Genomic DNA, 15,823 nt, shown 5'->3' with positions numbered 1-15,823 from the left:
CCTTGTCCTGGGCCTTCCCTCGCCGTGGTCGTACTGCGCCGATCTACCGGTCGTTCCTGTTCAGCGCAGGAACGCCGCCGCGACGCCCGCATCCACCGGGATGTGCAGTCCGGTGGTGTGCGTCAAGTCGCCGCCGGTCAGTGCGAACACCGCGGCCGCGACGTGCTCGGGCAGCACCTCCTGCTTGAGCAGGGTGCGCTGCGCGTAGAAACTGCCGAGTTCGGACTCCTCGACGCCGTAGACCGCGGCGCGTTGTGCACCCCAGCCGCCGGAGAAGATGCCGGAGCCGCGCACCACCCCGTCGGGGTTGATGCCGTTGACCCGGACGCGGTGCTCGCCGAGTTCGGCGGCCAGCAACCGGACCTGGTGGGCCTGGTCCGCCTTCGCCGCCCCGTAGGCGACGTTGTTGGGACCCGCGAACACGCCGTTCTTGCTGGCGATGTAGACGATGTCGCCGCCCATGCCCTGCGCGACGAGCACCCGGGCCGCCGCGCGCGACACCACGAAGGAGCCTCGGGACATCACCTGGTGCTGGATGTCCCAGTCCGCGTCGGTGGTCTCCAGCAGCGGCTTGGAGATCGACAGTCCCGCGTTGTTGACGATCAGGTCGACACCGCCGAAGGCCAGTGCAGCCGTGGCCAGTGCGGCCTCGACGGCGGCCGAATCGGTGACATCGGCACCGACGGCGATCGCGACGTCCTCGGCCCGATAGGCGTTGGCGCCGAGTTCTGCCGCGACCTCGGCGGCGCGTTCGGCATCCCGGTCGGCGACCACCACGCAGGCGCCCTCGGCGACGAGCCTGCGGGCGGTGGCCAGGCCGATTCCGGAGGCACCGCCGGTGACCAGGGCGACCCGGGTGGCCAGCGGCTTGGCCTTGGGGCGCCGCCGCAGCTTGGCCTCCTCCAGTTCCCAGTACTCGATGCGGAACTTCTCGCCCTCGTCGATGGGCTCGTAACGGGAGATCGCCTCCGCGCCGCGCATCACGTTGATGGCGTTGACATAGAACTCGCCCGCAACCCGAGCGGTCTGCTTGTCGGCGCCGAAGGAGAACATGCCGATGCCGGGGACCAGCACGATCGCCGGGTCGGCGCCCCGCATCGCAGGCGAATCGGGGGTGGCGAACTTCTCGTAGTAGGCGCGGTAGTCGGCGCGGTACTGCTCGTGGAGTTCACGCAGTCGCGCGATGGCCGTGTCCAACGGCGCGTCCGGCGGCAGGTCCAACACCATCGGCCGCACCTTGGTGCGCAGGAAGTGGTCCGGGCAGGAGGTGCCCAGCGCGGCGAGCTCGGGCATCCGCTCGCGGGAGACGAAGTCCAGGACGACCTCGGAGTCGGTGAAGTGTCCGATCTGGCGTCGGTCCGTGGAGGCCAGGCCGCGCAGCACCGGGAACAGGGCCGCGGCCCGCTCGCGGCGCTGCTGTTCGGCTGGCGGCGTCCGGTCGGACAGCACCGCGCCGAAGGGTTCGGCACGGCCCTTGGTCTCGATGAACCGCTCGGCGGTGTCGATGATCTCCAGCGAGTTGGCCTGGCATTCCTCGGCGGTGGCACCCCACGCCGTGATGCCGTGCCCGCCGAGGATGACGCCGATGGCCGAGGGGTTGGCGCGCTTGATCTCGGCGATGTCCAGGCCGAGCTGGAAGCCGGGGCGCCGCCACGGCACCCAGGCGACCCGGTCGCCGAAGCACTCCTGGGTCAGTGTCTTGGAGTCGGCGGCGGTGGCGAGCGCGATGCCCGCATCCGGGTGCAGGTGGTCGACGTGCGCCGCGTCGACGAGACCGTGCATCGCCGTGTCGATGGAGGGTGCCGCGCCGCCCTTGCCATGCAGGCAGTAGTCGAACGCGGCCACCATCTCGTCTTCTCGTTCGACGCCGGGATAGACGTCGATCAGCGCGCGGAGCCGGTCGGTGCGCAGCACCGCCAGCCCCGCCTCCTTCAGGGTGCCGAGGTCGCCACCCGAGCCCTTGACCCACATGAGTTCGACGGGCTGCCCGGTCACCGGGTCGACGTCATCGGCCTTGACCGATGCGTTGCCGCCCGCGTAGTTGGTGTTGCGCGGGTCCGAGCCGAGCTCGTGACAGCGCTGGAGCAGCTTCTCGACTTCTGGGTGCGTAGTCATCTCTCGTCTCTCGTGTCCGCAATGCTCGGCGGGCGGGTTCTCGGCGGTGCTGCTTCTCAGGCGCCCCAGCCTGCTGCGCTGCCGCCGACCCGCTCGGCCACGATGCGTTCCTGGTAGCCGGAGCGCAGGTAGGCGGCCATCGGGTCGGGGTCCAGGCCCTGGTCCTGGCGCAGTTCGGCGAGCAGTGGGCGCACATCGGTGTTGTAGGCGTCCATCACGACCGCGTTGGCGGCGAGCACATCGCCCTCGTTCTGGGCGGCGCGCAGCGCGTCGGTGTCGATCAGCAGTGCCTTGGCGGTGGCTTCTTGGATGTTGCAGACCGAGCGGATCATCGCGGGGATCTTCGGCTCGATGTTGTGGCACTGGTCGAGCATGAACTCGACACCGGTCTCCCGGTCGAGACCACCGCCGCGCGCGACCTCGCTCATGATCCTGAACAGCTGGAACGGGTCGGCCGCGCCTGCGATCAGGTCGTCGTCGGCGTAGAAGCGCGAGTTGAAGTGGAATCCGCCCAACCGCTTGGCCCGCAGCAGGAACGCGACGATGAACTCGATGTTGGTGCCGGGTGCGTGGTGTCCGGTGTCGACCAGGACCTGCGCCGCCGGGCCGAGTTCCAGGCAGTGCGCGAAGGACGTGCCCCAGTCCGGGACGTCGGTCGCGTAGAAGGCAGGTTCGAAGAACTTGTATTCCAGGAGCATCCGCAGCCCGGCGGGCATCTGGTCGTAGACCTCGCGCAAAGCCTCGGCCAACCGGTCCTGTCGGGCACGCAGGTCGTCTTGGCCCGGGTAGTTGAGGCCGTCGGCGAACCACAGCGACAGGACGGAGGAGCCGGTCTGTCCGGCGATCTCGACGCAGTCGAGCAGGTGGTCGGTGGCCTTTCGCCGCACGCCCGCGTCGGGGCTGCACACGCTGCCGAGCTTGTAGTCGTCCTCTTGGAAGACGTTGGGGTTGATGGCGCCCAACGCGATGCCGGCGTCCTCGGCGTGCTTGCGCAGCGCGGCGTAGTCGTCGACCCGGTCCCACGGGATGTGCAGGGCGACGCTGGGCGCGATGCCGGTGAACTCGTGGACCTTCGCGGCGTCCTCGATCTTCTCGGTCGGGTTCCTCGGCACGCCTGCCTGCTCGAAGACCTTGAAGCGAGTCCCCGAGTTGCCGTACGCCCATGAGGGCGTCTCGATCCGCTGGCTACGCAGGACGTCGAACAGCGCGGCACGCCGGGACGGGTCGATGTCGGTCATCGTGCTTCTCCTCGAAAGACTCCCCCGGCTCCTCGTCGAGACCGGGAAGGCTGGCTGGTCACGGGAGGTGGAAGACCTCGGGTAATGGCTGCATGCTCGCGTCGGCATGGCCATCCAGGCCGACGAAGAGGTCGGCCATGTAGGTCTGCCAGCGGTCGTTGACCTCGGTGGCGTCCATCGCGGCCTTGGCGGCGGCGAAGTCCTCGCACTCGAGGTAGCCGATGAGCAGTCCGTCGGGCCGCAGGAAGAGGGAGTAGTTGCGCCAGCCCGCCTCGGATAGCGCTTTCCGCATCTCCGGCCAGACATCCTCGTGCCGCGCGCGGTACTCCTCCAGGCGGTCGGCCCGTACCTGGAGCGTGAAGCACACCCGTTCGGCCACTCTCGACCCCTCTCGGCGGTTTCCGCAGCATTAATGAATCGTTTCAAGCCGCAATGTTGGTCCCAGCTTGCGATACAGCGCCGAGGAGAGTCAACCTTTTCCGACGAGAATCGGTCATGTTTCGGGTTGGTCACGAAGATCTGGTGCATACTCGCCCGAGCACACACGCGTCCTGTTGACACGTTTCAATACGCCATCCGGCGCAGCACACGACGATTCAGCACGGCTGGGGTGCAGGTCCGCAAGCCACGATGTAGTCCGATCAAGGGGGACGCGGGTGAACCCGACAGCGAGCATCCGGGAGGTCGCCGCGGCGGCGCGGGTCTCGGTCGGCACGGTCTCCAACGTGCTCAACCGACCGGCCGTCGTCGCACCGGCGACCAGAGACCGCGTACTCGCGGCCATCGAGAGCCTGGGTTTCGTGCGCAACGAATCCGCCCGCCAGCTCAGATCGGGCACGGCGCGCACGATCGGGCTGGTGGTCCTCGACGTCGGCAACCCCTTCTTCACCGACGTCGCCAGGGGGGTGGAGGACGTCGCCACCGAAGCGGGACACGTGGTGATCCTCTGCAACAGCGACGAATCCAGTGCCAGGGAGAGCCGCTATCTGGACCTGCTCATCGAGCAGCGCGCCCATGCCGTGTTGATCACCCCGGTCGGCGACTCCCTCGAACCGGTCCGTCGCCTCCAGCAACGCGGCGTCTCCGTCGTGCTGCTCGATCACCCGACGGCATCCGAGGAGGTCTGCTCGGTGTCGGTCGACGACGTCGTCGGCGGTGATCTCGCCACCACCCACCTCCTCGCGGGCGGGCATCAGAACCTGGTGATGGTCACCGGCCCCGAGTCGATCCGGCAGTGCGCCGACCGACTCGCGGGCGCCAGAGTGGCCGTCGAGCGCACCGGCCGACCCGAGGACGCCCTGCGCACCGTCGAGGTGCCCGCGCTGAACGTCGCCTCCGGGCAGCGTGCCGCCGAACAACTCCTCGCCGCCCCCACACTGCCCGACGGCGTCTTCTGCGCCAATGACCTGCTCGCCCTAGGCCTGCTCCAGGTGTTGATGCGGGCCGGAGTGCGCATTCCGGAGGATGTCGCCCTGGTCGGTTACGACGACATCGACTTCGCCTCGGCCGCGGCCGTGCCCCTCACCTCCGTACGCCAACCCCGCTACCTGATCGGCCGCACCGCCGCGGACCTGGTGATCTCCGAGACACTCGTCCCCAAGGAGCACACTCACCAACACACCGTGTTCACCCCGGAGTTGGTGGTTCGGGATTCCAGCCATCCGCGCCGATCGCGAGGGTGAGGGCCTAGACGCGCTCGCGCAGGCCCGAAGCCGTCGCGCCACGCTCCACATCGCCACCGCACGCTTCGGGCACCCGATGGCTGTCGAGTCGCGCGCTCTATCCACCGCACTGCTCCGTCGAATCGGTCGAATGCCGAGCTGTTTCCCATGACGGCCGAACGACCATATTTTTTCACCGATCATCCGAGCAGACCCAGAAATCGCCCTATGGTTTCCTCTAGAGTGATCCGCTTTCCTTCGGGGGTGATCATGTCGGATTCGGACGACAGAAGGGCCGAGCTGGAGCGGAGGTTACCGATCCTGAAGGCGCACGCCGCCGCATTGACCGAACAGCTCGAACGACAAACCGATCAGCTCGCCGAAGCACAGGAGAGCGCCAAGCAGGCACACGGCGAAGCAACCTCGCCCGACGGGCTTGTCAGTGTGGTTGTGGACGGCACGGGTGCGATCACCCAATTGCAACTGGCTCCCACCGTGTTCGCCCGCAGTACGACCGAGCGACTGGCCGGCTCGATTGTCGAAACAATAGCCAGAGCCAAAGCGCAATCGCAGGCACAGGTCAGTGATGCGTTCGCCGAGGTCACCCAACCACCGGTCGTCGACCTACCCGAGGTGTTCGACGGCGCGCCGTCCCTCCAACAGCTTTTCGAAACGGCGAACCGCCCGTTGGCGCCGATGGACGGCCCCGACCGCAGCACAGCGGGGAACCCGCCGCCACAGCGACGCGACAGCCGCGACGAACCCGACGATGACGACGGCTTCATGATGAGGAGGGGTTCCTGGTGAGCGACGGATACAGCGCGGATACCACGGCATTGCGCGGAGTGGCACCGCAGTTCAGCTCGGCCGCCGATCAGCTCCTCGATGCCCATGAGCGTCTGACGGCAAGTCTGTCCGCCGCAGCAGGTGCCTGGGGCAACGACGAGCCCGGCACGAATTTCGGCACCGCCTACGAACCCGCCGCCGAAGAGGGAACCGCCGCCTTCGGCACCTTCGCAGAAGGGCTCAACGCCATCCGCGACAACCTCGATGCATCGGCCGAGCAGTGGGATTCCGATGATCACGCCGCCGAACAAGCCTTCCAACAGCAGGCCCAGGGCTTGGGCTACTGATAACCCGGGAGCACGCCATGGGAATGGAATTGCCCGAGTCCCTGCAATGGGTCGCATCGATAGCGCTCGGCGCCGATTGGCCCGAGAGCGATGAGGACAAGCTCCGCGAGATGCGGGACGCCTGGGAAACCGCGGGTACCGACATCACCGCAGTCAAGGAAACCGCACAGGCGGCGGCACAATCGGCAGCCGCCACGATGCAAGGCGAGACCGCCGAACAATTCCAAACCTACTGGGAAGAGTTCGAAGGCTACCTCGTCGCGTTCTCCGAGATGTCCCAACAGCTCTCCACCGGCTGCGGAGACATGGCTCTGGAGGTCGAACACGCGAAGATCAGCATCTACATCGCGCTGGCCGCACTGGCGGTGCAGATCATCGCATTGCTGGCGGCTGCGGCGGCCAGTCTTGGTACCGCTTCCGCAGGCATCCCGGTAGCGCAGGCCGCTACCCAGGTCGTCGTCCGCCAGATCCTGCAGAAGCTGATCCAGAACATTCTGCTCAACATCGCCACGAACCTGGCGACCGACTACGGAATCCAGGCCTTCCAGATGGCCCGAGGAGACCGGTCCGGGCTCGATCACGGCAATTTCGGCAATCACATCGTCAACGGCGTCATCCAAGGGGCCGGGCAGACGGTGGGCGGCGCCGTCACGAGCGCCATCCCTACCGGAGCGTCCCGAGGAATGGGCGGGGCTGCCTTACGTGGAGCGGGTGCCGGAGCAGTGGGCGGGTTCGCCCAAGGCGTCACGGAGTTCACTGCTCAGGGCGGCGTGAGCTCCCTGACCGGCGGCGAGTACGGCAGCGGCTGGGATTACCGCAATCTCACCAGCAACACCATCTCCGGGACGATCGGCGGCGCTCAGGGCAACATGTCCGATCGAACCCAGGGATTGGCGGAATCGACCTTCCCGAATCAGACGACGGAGCACTCGACGCCGCGCAACAATCCCAGTCATGCACGGGAAGTGCTCGACAGCGGCCGCAACTGGCCCGTCGGTGGTCGGGCTCCCGAGGGTTTCGAGAACCCGTACAACAGTGGGACGCGGGAACAGGTCGGGATCAACGGCTCGAATGTCATCGACCAGGCGGGCCGACATCGCCCGCAGAACCAGGGCGACGATTCGCCGCTGCCGGAAGCACGAGAATGATCGCGAGCAGGCTCTGACCAGGTGCCCCGCACCCCATTCGGAGCGGAGCCACTCAGGTCGACGAGTGGGACAGGTGGCCCGTTGATTCCCCAGCACCTACCGGTGGACTGCGATGAGCGGGTACGGGTGGACCTCGAAGGGCGCTGGCAACGGGTGCGGTCCCGGTTACGGCTAGCGCTGGTGGTGCTGCCGTCGGTTCAACTCGTCATCGCACTGGTAGGGCTGGGTCTGCTGACCTTCGGTGCGGGCGAACGCGGCCTCGGTGCGCTGGTGATCGGTGCGTTGTGCTGCCTTCCCGTGGGACTGATCCTTGTCCGGATCCGCCGGGGCCTGGTCATTCCGAAGGTGTCCGAGTGGACCTCCGCAGGACTGCTCCCCACGCTTGTCACGGCTGCACTCGCCGCGATCGCCTTGCTGGGCTCTGCCGATCTTCGAGACAACCGAGGTCTTGCTTCGGTTCTGCTGATCGCCGCGATACTCGTGCCCGTCCCGGTGTTCGCTGCGGCACGTGGTGCGGTCGGACTTCTGCTGTCAGCACCGTTGGCGTTGGCCGGACGCAGCGGCTTCGCCTTGACCACACGGCTGCGCGTCCGACGTTTCCGGGATGCGCACGTCCACCTTGAAGCCGACCGTGTTCGCTGGGTCGTACAGGTCATTCGTCAACACGGCGCTCGGACCGTTGCCAGCGGCCACCTCCCGCTGAGCGAGCTACAGTCCGCGTCGACGTCGACCACCGAGAACCCGGTGATCGACGCACGGCTAGGGCGCGGTGTCGTCGCGAGACCCGGCCCGGTGCTCGTCCTACGTGCCGCACATCGGACGGTAGCGCTCACGGTCGGCAACGCTTCGGAATTCGCCGAACTCTGTCAGCAACGCTCGGATTGGTTGCACGGTCGTCAAGATCGGACTCCACCGTGACGCGTTCCTCCCATGTTTCGCGCGAACCGCTCGTGACGAGACTCAATCCGTCGCGGCGGTCAGCACCGCTACCCCGCGGCTACCCAGCCGGATCGCTGTGGAGGATTCGCGGTCGGGCTCGGTTACACCGGCCAGTAGGTCGACCATCGGCTGGTCGAGGGTGATCTCCGCCGGTTCGTCGCCATGGTTGAGCAGCAACAGGAAACGAGTGCCGTCCTCGGCATGTCGGGTGACCGCCTGGACACCGGGCGGCACCGCCAGGTCGGGGGCGACCCCGGCCTCGCCGCGCACCCGATCGAGGAGGCCGCGCATCGTGGCGGCATCCAAGCGCGTACCCAGGTACCAGGCGACACCCGAATCCAGTTGGTGGCGGGTGACTGCGGGCGAACCGACCAACTCGCCCTCGGCGAACTCGGCCAGCGACTGCGCGCCCTCCAGCCGGATCACCTCCGACCAGATCCGCCCGGTGCCGGTGGAATCGCTGCCCGCCAATCCGGTCACGGCCACGGTTCCCGCCTCGGGCAGGGCCCAGAACTCCTCGACCCAGACTCCCAAGGTCTCGCGCAGGGCCGGGGCCATCCCACCTGGATGGATGTGGTCGTTCTCGTCGACGATGCCGGAGAAGAAGGACACCACCAGGTGCCCGCCGCCCCGCACATATGCAAGCAAGCGCTCAGCAACCGATTCCGTCATCAGATACAGGTTCGGCACGACCACCAGCCGGTAGCCGGACAGATCCCGCTCCGGATGCACGACGTCGCAGGTCACCCCGGCCTCGAACAGCGGGGCGTAGTGCGCCAGCTCCGCCTCGCCGCGGGTCACGTCGACACTCGGATGCGAATCGCGTTCCAGGGCCCACCAACTCGACCAGTCCAACAGCAGCGCCGTGTCGGCGTGCACCCGGCTGTCGACCAATCCGGGCACCGCCGCGAGCTCGGCACCGAGTTCGCACACCTCGCGGAAGATCCGGGTGTCGGTTCCGGTGTGCGGAACCATCGCCGCGTGGAACTTCTCGGTGCCGCCCCGGGAAGCCCGCCATTGGAAGAACATCACCGCGTCGGCGCCCTGCGCGACGGCCTGCCAGCTGCCCAGCCGCATCGCGCCCGGCGCCTTCATGGCGTTGCGCTCCCGCCAGTTCACCGCCGCCGTGGCCTGCTCCATCAGAAACCACGGCTGACCGTGCCGCAGGGAGCGCATCAGGTCATAGTGGAAACCGGCGGCGATGTGGCTGTCGGCCTCGAAGGGGTCGGGGTAGGAATCGAAGGCGATGAGGTCCTGGTCCTCGGCCCAACCGAACAGGTCGATGGCCGGTCCCTCGTGGATGAAGTTGGTGGTCACCGGGACCTCGGGGGTCAGCCGGGACAGCACCTCCTTCTCGGTGCGGAAGCAGCCGAGGAAGGCATCCGAGGTGAAGCGCGAGAAATCAATGCTCTGCGTCGGGTTCGGGTGGTACGGCGCCAGGCTCGGCACCCCGATCTCGTCCCACTCACCGTACTGCTGCGACCAGAAATCGGTGTACCAGGCGGCGTTCAGCGTGGCCAGATCGCCGTAACGGTCCCGGAGCCATTCGCGGAACGCGGCCGCCGAGACCTCGCAGTAACAGGCGTTCATATGGCAGCCGTACTCGTTGTTGACGTGCCACAACGCCAAGGCCGGATGGTCCCGGTAGCGGGTGGCGATCTGCTCCACCAGCCGGCGCGCGTGGTCGCGGTACACCGGGCTCGACGGACAGAACTGCTGCCGTGAACCTGGAGCCAACCGAACCCCGGTCGCGGTGATCGGCAGTGTCTCGGGATGCAACCGGGCCAGCCATGGCGGCGGCGAGGCGGTCATGGTGGCCAGGCACGCCCCGATGCCGTTGGCGGCCAAGAGGTCCATCAACCGGTCGAACCAGCCGAAGTCGTACTCGCCGGGACGGGGTTCGATCTTCGCCCACGAGAAGATGCCGACGCTGACCAGGTTGACCCCGGCCTGGCGCATCAACCGCATGTCCTCGGCCCAGACCTCCTCGGGCCATTGCTCCGGGTTGTAGTCGCAGCCGTAGGCGGGGCCGCCGAGCCTGCTCCGCAGCGCGGTCAGATCCTTGCCCATGCTCGAATGCTCCTTGCGTCGCGCCGAGTCGGTCGACGCCGGAGCGGGCCGACTCGGGTGGATGGTCGCGCCTGCCTGCCCGGTCGGCCGGTGCCGCCGGGCAGGCCCGCGCCGTCGACTTCCCGCCTCAGATGGGCAGCAGATCCGAGATCCGCACCAGGCCACCGGTACCGAAGGACTTCGTCGCCGCCAGCCCGATCGCCAACGCCCTGGCCCCGGCGATGTGGTCGGCACGCAGGCCCAGCGGGTCGGCTGCGGCCGGGCCGAACAGCGCGTCCAGCATCAGTTCGTCCCCACCGCCGTGCCCGGGTCGCATCGGCTCGTCCAACACGACCTCGGCGGGCTTGAACAGCGGGCGCACCGTGATGGCCGTACGCGTCGGAACGGCTTCCTCCACCGCACCGGGTGAGATGCCCATCCGCGAACCGTGTTCCAGAGGCGAACGCGCGTAGTCGTTCTCCAACACGTCCAGCTCCAACCGCCCCTTGGTGCCGTTGAACGACACCCGGTAGCCCTCGTAGGGCGCGTAGGCCGTCAGCTGATACGTCAGCGAGGCGCCACCCCGGTAGCGGGCCAGCACCGACATGTCGTCCTCGATGTCGATGTCGGCGGCGAACACGTTGCGGTCGCGCTGGTAGCCGTCCTCGTGCTCGGCGTCCAGGTACAGCTCCTTGAGCCGGGGCGAGGCGGCCATGTCGAGCGCGAAGGGGTCGGTGGCGGCGGCCTCGGAGCCCGCGGCCCGGTCGTAGTCCTTGGCGTAACCGTTGCGCGCACCACCCGCCGCGCCGTAGAAGAACAAATTGCCCAGGCCGATCACCGAGTCGGGCGCGTCGCCCAACCACCAGTTGACCAGGTCGAAGTGGTGGCTGGACTTGTGCACGAGCAACCCGCCCGAGTGCTCCCGATTACGGTGCCACCGCCGGAAGTAGTCGGCGCCGTGCTGCACGTCGAGCAGCCACTCGAAGTGCACCGATCCGACATCGCCGATCACCTTGTCCGCCAACAGCTCCCGGACCCGCTGATGGACCGGGTTGTAGCGGTAGTTGAAGGTGACCTCGATCCGACCGCCGGTGCGCTCCTGCGCCTCCAGGATGCGACGCGCCTTGTCGACGTCGGTCGTCATCGGCTTCTCGGTCACGGCGCGCAGCCCGGCTTCGACGGTGGCCACCAGGTAGTCGTCGTGCGAGCTGTCGGTGGTGCACACCATCACCGCGTCGACGCGTTCCCTGGTCAGCATCTCGGAGAAATCGGCGGGTGCGTAGGTCGGCACCGCCGCGACACCGAGTTGTCCGGCGAGGCGGGCGTTGTGCACCTGCATGCGCGTCGGATTGGAATCACACAGCGCGACGAGTTCGGCGTGTTCGGGGAACCGGGTGGCCAGCGCGTCGACATACATCTCCGCCCGCGATCCCAGCCCGACCACCGCATAGCGAACCGGCGTGGAATCCTCGCTCACCCTGCACCACTCCTCATCCATCCGGCCGCGTCCCGGCATCATTCCTGCCCTGGCAGGCCCGGTCGGCCCCGCCGGATTCAACCGGCCGCCGACCGGAACCCGCAAGCAGGTGCCGACCGAGGTGGCAGAAGCGACCCATTCCGGTCATCGAGGACCGGCGGGCGACGTGTCACCGCGTTCGCACGGGTGCACCGCCGTGCGTCAGCCTGCCGTCCATCCGGGGTCGCGCCCACTCAATCCCAGCGCGCGGTCGAACGCGTCCGCGTCCGAGTCCACGGCGATCTCGGGGCCGAAGGCGAGCGAGGACAGCCCCTGCGTCTGGGCATACAGCTTCTGCAGAACCTCGAGCGCTGCGGCCGCCGTCTCCGGGGAGCAGTCGTAGGTGCGTCCGGTGGCCTTGGCGAGATCCCAGCCATGCAACACGAATTCCACGAAGGTCAACTCCCCCACCAGCGTCGCGGGTAGCTCCGTGCCGGGGCCCAGAACGGTGGTTCCCGCCCAGGCGGCGGGATCGTCCCAGGCGGCTGCCGTGCCTGCGAGGCCGTCGGCGAGTCGGCTCCGCCATTGATCGTCCATCAGATCCGCTGTCCAATCCGTATCGGCGGGCAACGGCTGCTTGGCTGCCGCCGCCGTGAGGATTCGAGTGGCCCAGATGACGTGATCCAGCAGCTTGCGCACGTCGAACTCCGTGCACGGCGTGGGTGCGGCGAGCTGCTCCGCGTCGATCCCGTCGCTGAGATCGCGCAGGGTGGCGGCGGCGGTGGCCAACCGGGCTTGCAGTGTCACGGTGTCTCCTCGTGCGAGTGGGCGAAACGGCCCGCCGAGGTTAGAAAGCGGACGGCCCACGCTTCTTGAAGAAACACGTCACAACCGGCGTCGCAGCACGGAGTGACTCGACACACGACACCGTCAGGGCAGCGACATACGGTGCGCGGATGGCATCGACCATCGGGCGAGGACGCAACCTCGGGGTGCTGTACGAAGCCGCCGCCCGACAACACTTCCAGCTGGGCAAACATGCGCCCGCGCCGGAGATCGCCCCCTTCGTCGAGTACTACTGGACGATCCACTGGAACCTGCCCGGCGACCGGTCGCATCGGCAATGGGTGATCCCGCACCCCACGGTGCACCTGGTGTTCGACCCGGCTGGTTCCACCGTGAACGGCGTGATGCGCGGGCGTTTCTCCCGGCTGCTCTCCGGATCGGGTCGGGTCCTCGGCATTCGTTTTCGTCCCGGCGGATTCCGCCCGTTCCTCGACGGCCCGGTCTCGCAACTGACCGACCGCGTCATCCCACTCGCCGAATTCCTCGACACCGAGGCCGAGGAACAGGCACGTCGAGCCTTGGACATCGTCGAACCGGCCGCGATGGTCGCCTCGGCAGACGAGTTCCTCCGCCCCAGACTGCCTGCGGTGGACCCGATGGTTGCGGTGGTCGCCGACCTGGTGCGGCAGATCGTGGACGAACCCGACCTGGCACGGGTCGACACACTGGCGGACCGGGTCGGCATGGGCCGACGGACCCTGCAACGACTGTTCGCCGAATATGTCGGCGTCTCCCCGAAATGGGTGCTGCTGCGCGCCCGCGTCCACGAGGCCGCCCTCCGGGCAGACGAGGACGCGGTCGATTGGGCGAGCCTGGCCGCCGATCTCGGATACAGCGACCAGGCCCACCTCACCAGGGATTTCGCCAGGGTCGTCGGCGTCTCCCCCGCCCGGTACGCACGCGGCTGTCGACGCGATGCATCGGCTGAACGATTGCGCAAGCCCGGAACAGCAATTCGCGAATGACGAAGCGTGCCCCCGCACCACCGGGCCTGCCTGGCGGAGACGATTACGAAGGCCGCAAGGCAATAGCCCGACAATCCGGAATACGTCGCTTCCATCGCGCTAACACCTCCTTCCTACGGGAAAATCTAACGAAGAACACACATAACAACGAGCACTCCCAGCGCTACAGGGGAACAGATGCCCCCTGAGGAACGCGCCGCGCTGCACAACTATCTTCGCTGGTAGAAGGGCCAAAACTCGCGTCCCGTCCGACTTCCGAGTCGCCACTGCTCCATGAAGACGCAGCGCTTGCTGCCACTATTCGACTCATTCTTCGTCGATTCATGTCGAATTCCGAGAATCTCGACGGTTACTCACCAACAGCCTGCCCGAGAAGTTGACAAAGCCGATAACGGTTCGCTAACGTCATGCCGCATAAGGAAAGCGCTTTCCGATATCCGTTCCTGTACGCAGTCAGCAAGGAGCCTCAATGATGTGGTCTTCTCGAGCGTCCTCGAAACGACCGCGGTCGGTATTGGCCGCACTGGTCACGCTTCCTTTAGCCGCAGCGGCGCTGGTGCTCAGCCCGGCCCTCGGAACGGCCGAACCCACCGCCGCCACCGCACCGGCCCCCTTGACGGCCTTGGACGAACCGGTGTCCGAGACCATCGAACTCGACGAGGACTTCGACGGCGGTGGCACCCGCTACTACGGCGAAGGTGATCTCGGTGAAGGTGGCCAGAACGAGGGTGGCGACCCGCTGTTCGAACTTGCCGACGGCGTGACGATCAGCAACGTCATCCTCGGCAGCCCCGCAGCCGACGGCATCCACTGTCAAGGCAGCTGCACACTGCGCAACATCACCTGGGAGGACGTGGGCGAGGACGCCGCAACGTTCCGGGCCGACTCCGACTCCGCCCAGTTCCGTGTGGAGGGCGGCAGCGCGGCGCAGGCCGAGGACAAGGTCTTCCAGCACAACGGACCCGGCACCCTGACCGTCTCGAACTTCGAGGTCGAGGACTTCGGCGCGCTGTACCGGTCGTGCGGCAACTGCAGCAGCATGTACGAACGGCACGTCGTGCTCGAAGACATCACTGTCCGCACCCCAGGGGACCGGCTCGTCGGAATCAACGAGAACTACGGCGACACGGCAACCCTGTCCAACATCACCATCATCGGTGACGACGGCCAGGACATCACCATCTGCCAGCGCTACGAGGGCAACGACAACGGTGACGAACCGGAGGAGACCGGTGAGGGCCCCGACGGGCAGCACTGCCTCTACGAGGAATCGGACATCTCCTACCAGTAGAGGCGGACACGAGGCCACGGCGGTCCTCCAGCGGCCGCACCAGCGCCGCACGGAACAGCCCTGACCCACCAGAGACGACCACCGACGGTGTTGGTCGAGGAAAGGACACCCGCCCAAGGCAGGGGGCGGGTGTCCTTTTCACTGCGCGTCCATCTAAGCCTGCATGATTCGATCGGCAGCGCCGATGCGTTGCGAGTCCTTACCGGCCCCTGTGGGGGCGGTGTCGCCGAAAACCGCAGACTCCACCACGGTTACGCGGACGTCGGTGCGATCTCCACCGGCGCTGAAGGGCCGGTGACACAGGACGTCACCCCGTCGGCGGCCAGAGCGTGCCCGATGTTGCGATCCTCACCGGCCCCGAAGGGCCGGTGCCACTGTCCGTCGTGCGCTCAGCCGGTGGGGCAGCAGTGCGTGTTGCGATCCTCACCGGCCCCGGAGGGCCGGTGCCACGACCGCCATCCGACGACCGCCAAACGGCAGTAAAATCGTTGCGATCCTCACCGGCCCCGGAGGGCCGGTGCCACCCGCCGGTGGCCGAGCGGTATCCGTGGCGGGGGAGCGCGTTGCGATCCTCACCGGCCCCGGAGGGCCGGTGCCACGCGGATCGGGGCCGCCTGGTCGATGGCGGCCAACAGGGTTGCGATCCTCACCGGCCCCGGAGGGCCGGTGCCACAGGCTGGCACCGTTCATATCGGAGAGGTCGATGGTGTTGCGATCCTCACCGGCCCCGAAGGGCCGGTGCCACCCTGCGTGTGCAGGGACGACTGTGTTCAACGCCGTGCAAGGTTACCGGATGTTGACCAACACGCCCGGGATGCGGTTCGGGAAGGTGCGGCGTGTTGCCAGACGCTTGCCCTCCCTAAGCGCGCCCACGGAAACGATCTTGGCACCGGATGAGCCGTGATTAGCCGATCAAACCATTGCCACCCGAGGTCGAGCGCTGGTACCGCGGGCTGAGCCGTGAACGCCGGGAGCGGCCGAA

The 15,823-nt window shown here is 67.4% G+C and carries 13 protein-coding genes and 1 CRISPR repeat array; of the genes, 7 read left to right on the top strand and 6 right to left on the bottom strand.

The genetic code is table 11. From position 1 onward, the window contains the following. Positions 1–60 precede the first annotated feature (60 nt). From BKA25_RS06500 to BKA25_RS06490, 3 genes are read right to left on the bottom strand one after another with little or no spacing between them, the layout of a single operon-like run. Complete coding sequence (locus tag BKA25_RS06500) at positions 61–2,115, bottom strand: bifunctional rhamnulose-1-phosphate aldolase/short-chain dehydrogenase (RefSeq protein ID WP_069851304.1); 2,055 nt, start codon at positions 2,113–2,115, stop codon at positions 61–63. Between the two features lie 56 nt (positions 2,116–2,171). Further along, on the bottom strand, positions 2,172–3,353 hold the full coding sequence (rhaI, locus tag BKA25_RS06495; RefSeq protein WP_069851306.1) for an L-rhamnose isomerase: 1,182 nt from the start codon (positions 3,351–3,353) through the stop codon (positions 2,172–2,174). 58 nt (positions 3,354–3,411) lie between these two features. Next, positions 3,412–3,732 (bottom strand): L-rhamnose mutarotase, encoded by a 321-nt coding sequence (locus BKA25_RS06490; RefSeq protein ID WP_069851308.1) that lies wholly within the window; start codon positions 3,730–3,732, stop codon positions 3,412–3,414. A 277-nt stretch (positions 3,733–4,009) separates the two neighbouring features. Here BKA25_RS06490 and BKA25_RS06485 point away from each other — a divergent pair, with 277 nt between their 5' ends. The 5 genes from BKA25_RS06485 (at position 4,010) to BKA25_RS06465 (ending at position 8,213) form a co-directional block, all read left to right on the top strand. Further along, on the top strand, positions 4,010–5,035 hold the full coding sequence (locus tag BKA25_RS06485) for a LacI family DNA-binding transcriptional regulator (RefSeq protein ID WP_069851310.1): 1,026 nt from the start codon (positions 4,010–4,012) through the stop codon (positions 5,033–5,035). Between the two features lie 249 nt (positions 5,036–5,284). After that, positions 5,285–5,821 carry a YbaB/EbfC family nucleoid-associated protein gene (locus BKA25_RS06480; RefSeq protein WP_236751007.1) on the top strand — a complete coding sequence of 179 codons (537 nt, stop codon included), beginning with the start codon at positions 5,285–5,287 and terminating at the stop codon, positions 5,819–5,821. Continuing rightward, positions 5,818–6,147, top strand: coding sequence for a WXG100 family type VII secretion target (locus BKA25_RS06475; RefSeq protein ID WP_069851314.1), 330 nt, complete (start codon positions 5,818–5,820; stop codon positions 6,145–6,147). Before BKA25_RS06480 ends, BKA25_RS06475 begins: the two co-directional genes overlap by 4 nt. Positions 6,148–6,164: 17 nt before the next feature. Next, the gene (locus BKA25_RS06470) at positions 6,165–7,295 is read left to right on the top strand and encodes a WXG100-like domain-containing protein (RefSeq protein WP_157421208.1); all 1,131 of its coding nucleotides are present in this window, start codon (positions 6,165–6,167) and stop codon (positions 7,293–7,295) included. Between the two features lie 81 nt (positions 7,296–7,376). Then, the gene (locus tag BKA25_RS06465) at positions 7,377–8,213 is read left to right on the top strand and encodes a hypothetical protein (RefSeq protein WP_157421209.1); all 837 of its coding nucleotides are present in this window, start codon (positions 7,377–7,379) and stop codon (positions 8,211–8,213) included. Between the two features lie 42 nt (positions 8,214–8,255). On the opposite strand, the gene BKA25_RS06460 is transcribed toward BKA25_RS06465, so the two are convergent. The 3 genes from BKA25_RS06460 to BKA25_RS06450 form a co-directional block, all read right to left on the bottom strand. Next, a complete protein-coding gene (locus tag BKA25_RS06460) occupies positions 8,256–10,304 on the bottom strand; it encodes a beta-galactosidase (protein ID WP_069851320.1) in 2,049 nt (682 codons plus the stop codon). 127 nt (positions 10,305–10,431) lie between these two features. Further along, positions 10,432–11,760 carry a Gfo/Idh/MocA family oxidoreductase gene (locus tag BKA25_RS06455; RefSeq protein ID WP_236750352.1) on the bottom strand — a complete coding sequence of 443 codons (1,329 nt, stop codon included), beginning with the start codon at positions 11,758–11,760 and terminating at the stop codon, positions 10,432–10,434. A 201-nt stretch (positions 11,761–11,961) separates the two neighbouring features. Beyond that, a complete protein-coding gene (locus BKA25_RS06450) occupies positions 11,962–12,546 on the bottom strand; it encodes a TIGR03086 family metal-binding protein (protein ID WP_069851322.1) in 585 nt (194 codons plus the stop codon). Positions 12,547–12,695: 149 nt separating this feature from the next. Here BKA25_RS06450 and BKA25_RS06445 point away from each other — a divergent pair, with 149 nt between their 5' ends. After that, positions 12,696–13,550, top strand: a complete 855-nt coding sequence (locus tag BKA25_RS06445; protein WP_069851324.1) for a helix-turn-helix domain-containing protein — start codon at positions 12,696–12,698, stop codon at positions 13,548–13,550. Positions 13,551–14,019: 469 nt separating this feature from the next. Beyond that, positions 14,020–14,841 carry a pectate lyase gene (locus BKA25_RS06440; RefSeq protein ID WP_069851326.1) on the top strand — a complete coding sequence of 274 codons (822 nt, stop codon included), beginning with the start codon at positions 14,020–14,022 and terminating at the stop codon, positions 14,839–14,841. Positions 14,842–15,105: 264 nt separating this feature from the next. Beyond that, a CRISPR array of direct repeats spans positions 15,106–15,586; the repeat unit is 37 nt; unit sequence GTTGCGATCCTCACCGGCCCCGGAGGGCCGGTGCCAC. Between the last annotated feature and the right edge of the window lie 237 nt (positions 15,587–15,823).

The organism is Actinoalloteichus hymeniacidonis (assembly GCF_014203365.1).
GTDB lineage: Bacteria > Actinomycetota > Actinomycetes > Mycobacteriales > Pseudonocardiaceae > Actinoalloteichus_A > Actinoalloteichus_A hymeniacidonis.
This window is presented reverse-complemented; position numbering and strand designations above follow the sequence as displayed.

Excerpts from the sequence above, each read along its gene's own strand:
- BKA25_RS06500 (WP_069851304.1), bottom strand. The coding sequence starts at position 2,115 with ATGACTACGCACCCAGAAGTCGAGAAGCTGCTCCAGCGCTGTCACGAG.
- rhaI (WP_069851306.1), bottom strand. The coding sequence starts at position 3,353 with ATGACCGACATCGACCCGTCCCGGCGTGCCGCGCTGTTCGACGTCCTG.
- BKA25_RS06480 (WP_236751007.1), top strand. The coding sequence starts at position 5,285 with ATGTCGGATTCGGACGACAGAAGGGCCGAGCTGGAGCGGAGGTTACCG.
- BKA25_RS06470 (WP_157421208.1), top strand. The coding sequence starts at position 6,165 with ATGGGAATGGAATTGCCCGAGTCCCTGCAATGGGTCGCATCGATAGCG.
- BKA25_RS06460 (WP_069851320.1), bottom strand. The coding sequence starts at position 10,304 with ATGGGCAAGGATCTGACCGCGCTGCGGAGCAGGCTCGGCGGCCCCGCC.
- BKA25_RS06445 (WP_069851324.1), top strand. The coding sequence starts at position 12,696 with ATGGCATCGACCATCGGGCGAGGACGCAACCTCGGGGTGCTGTACGAA.
- BKA25_RS06440 (WP_069851326.1), top strand. The coding sequence starts at position 14,020 with ATGATGTGGTCTTCTCGAGCGTCCTCGAAACGACCGCGGTCGGTATTG.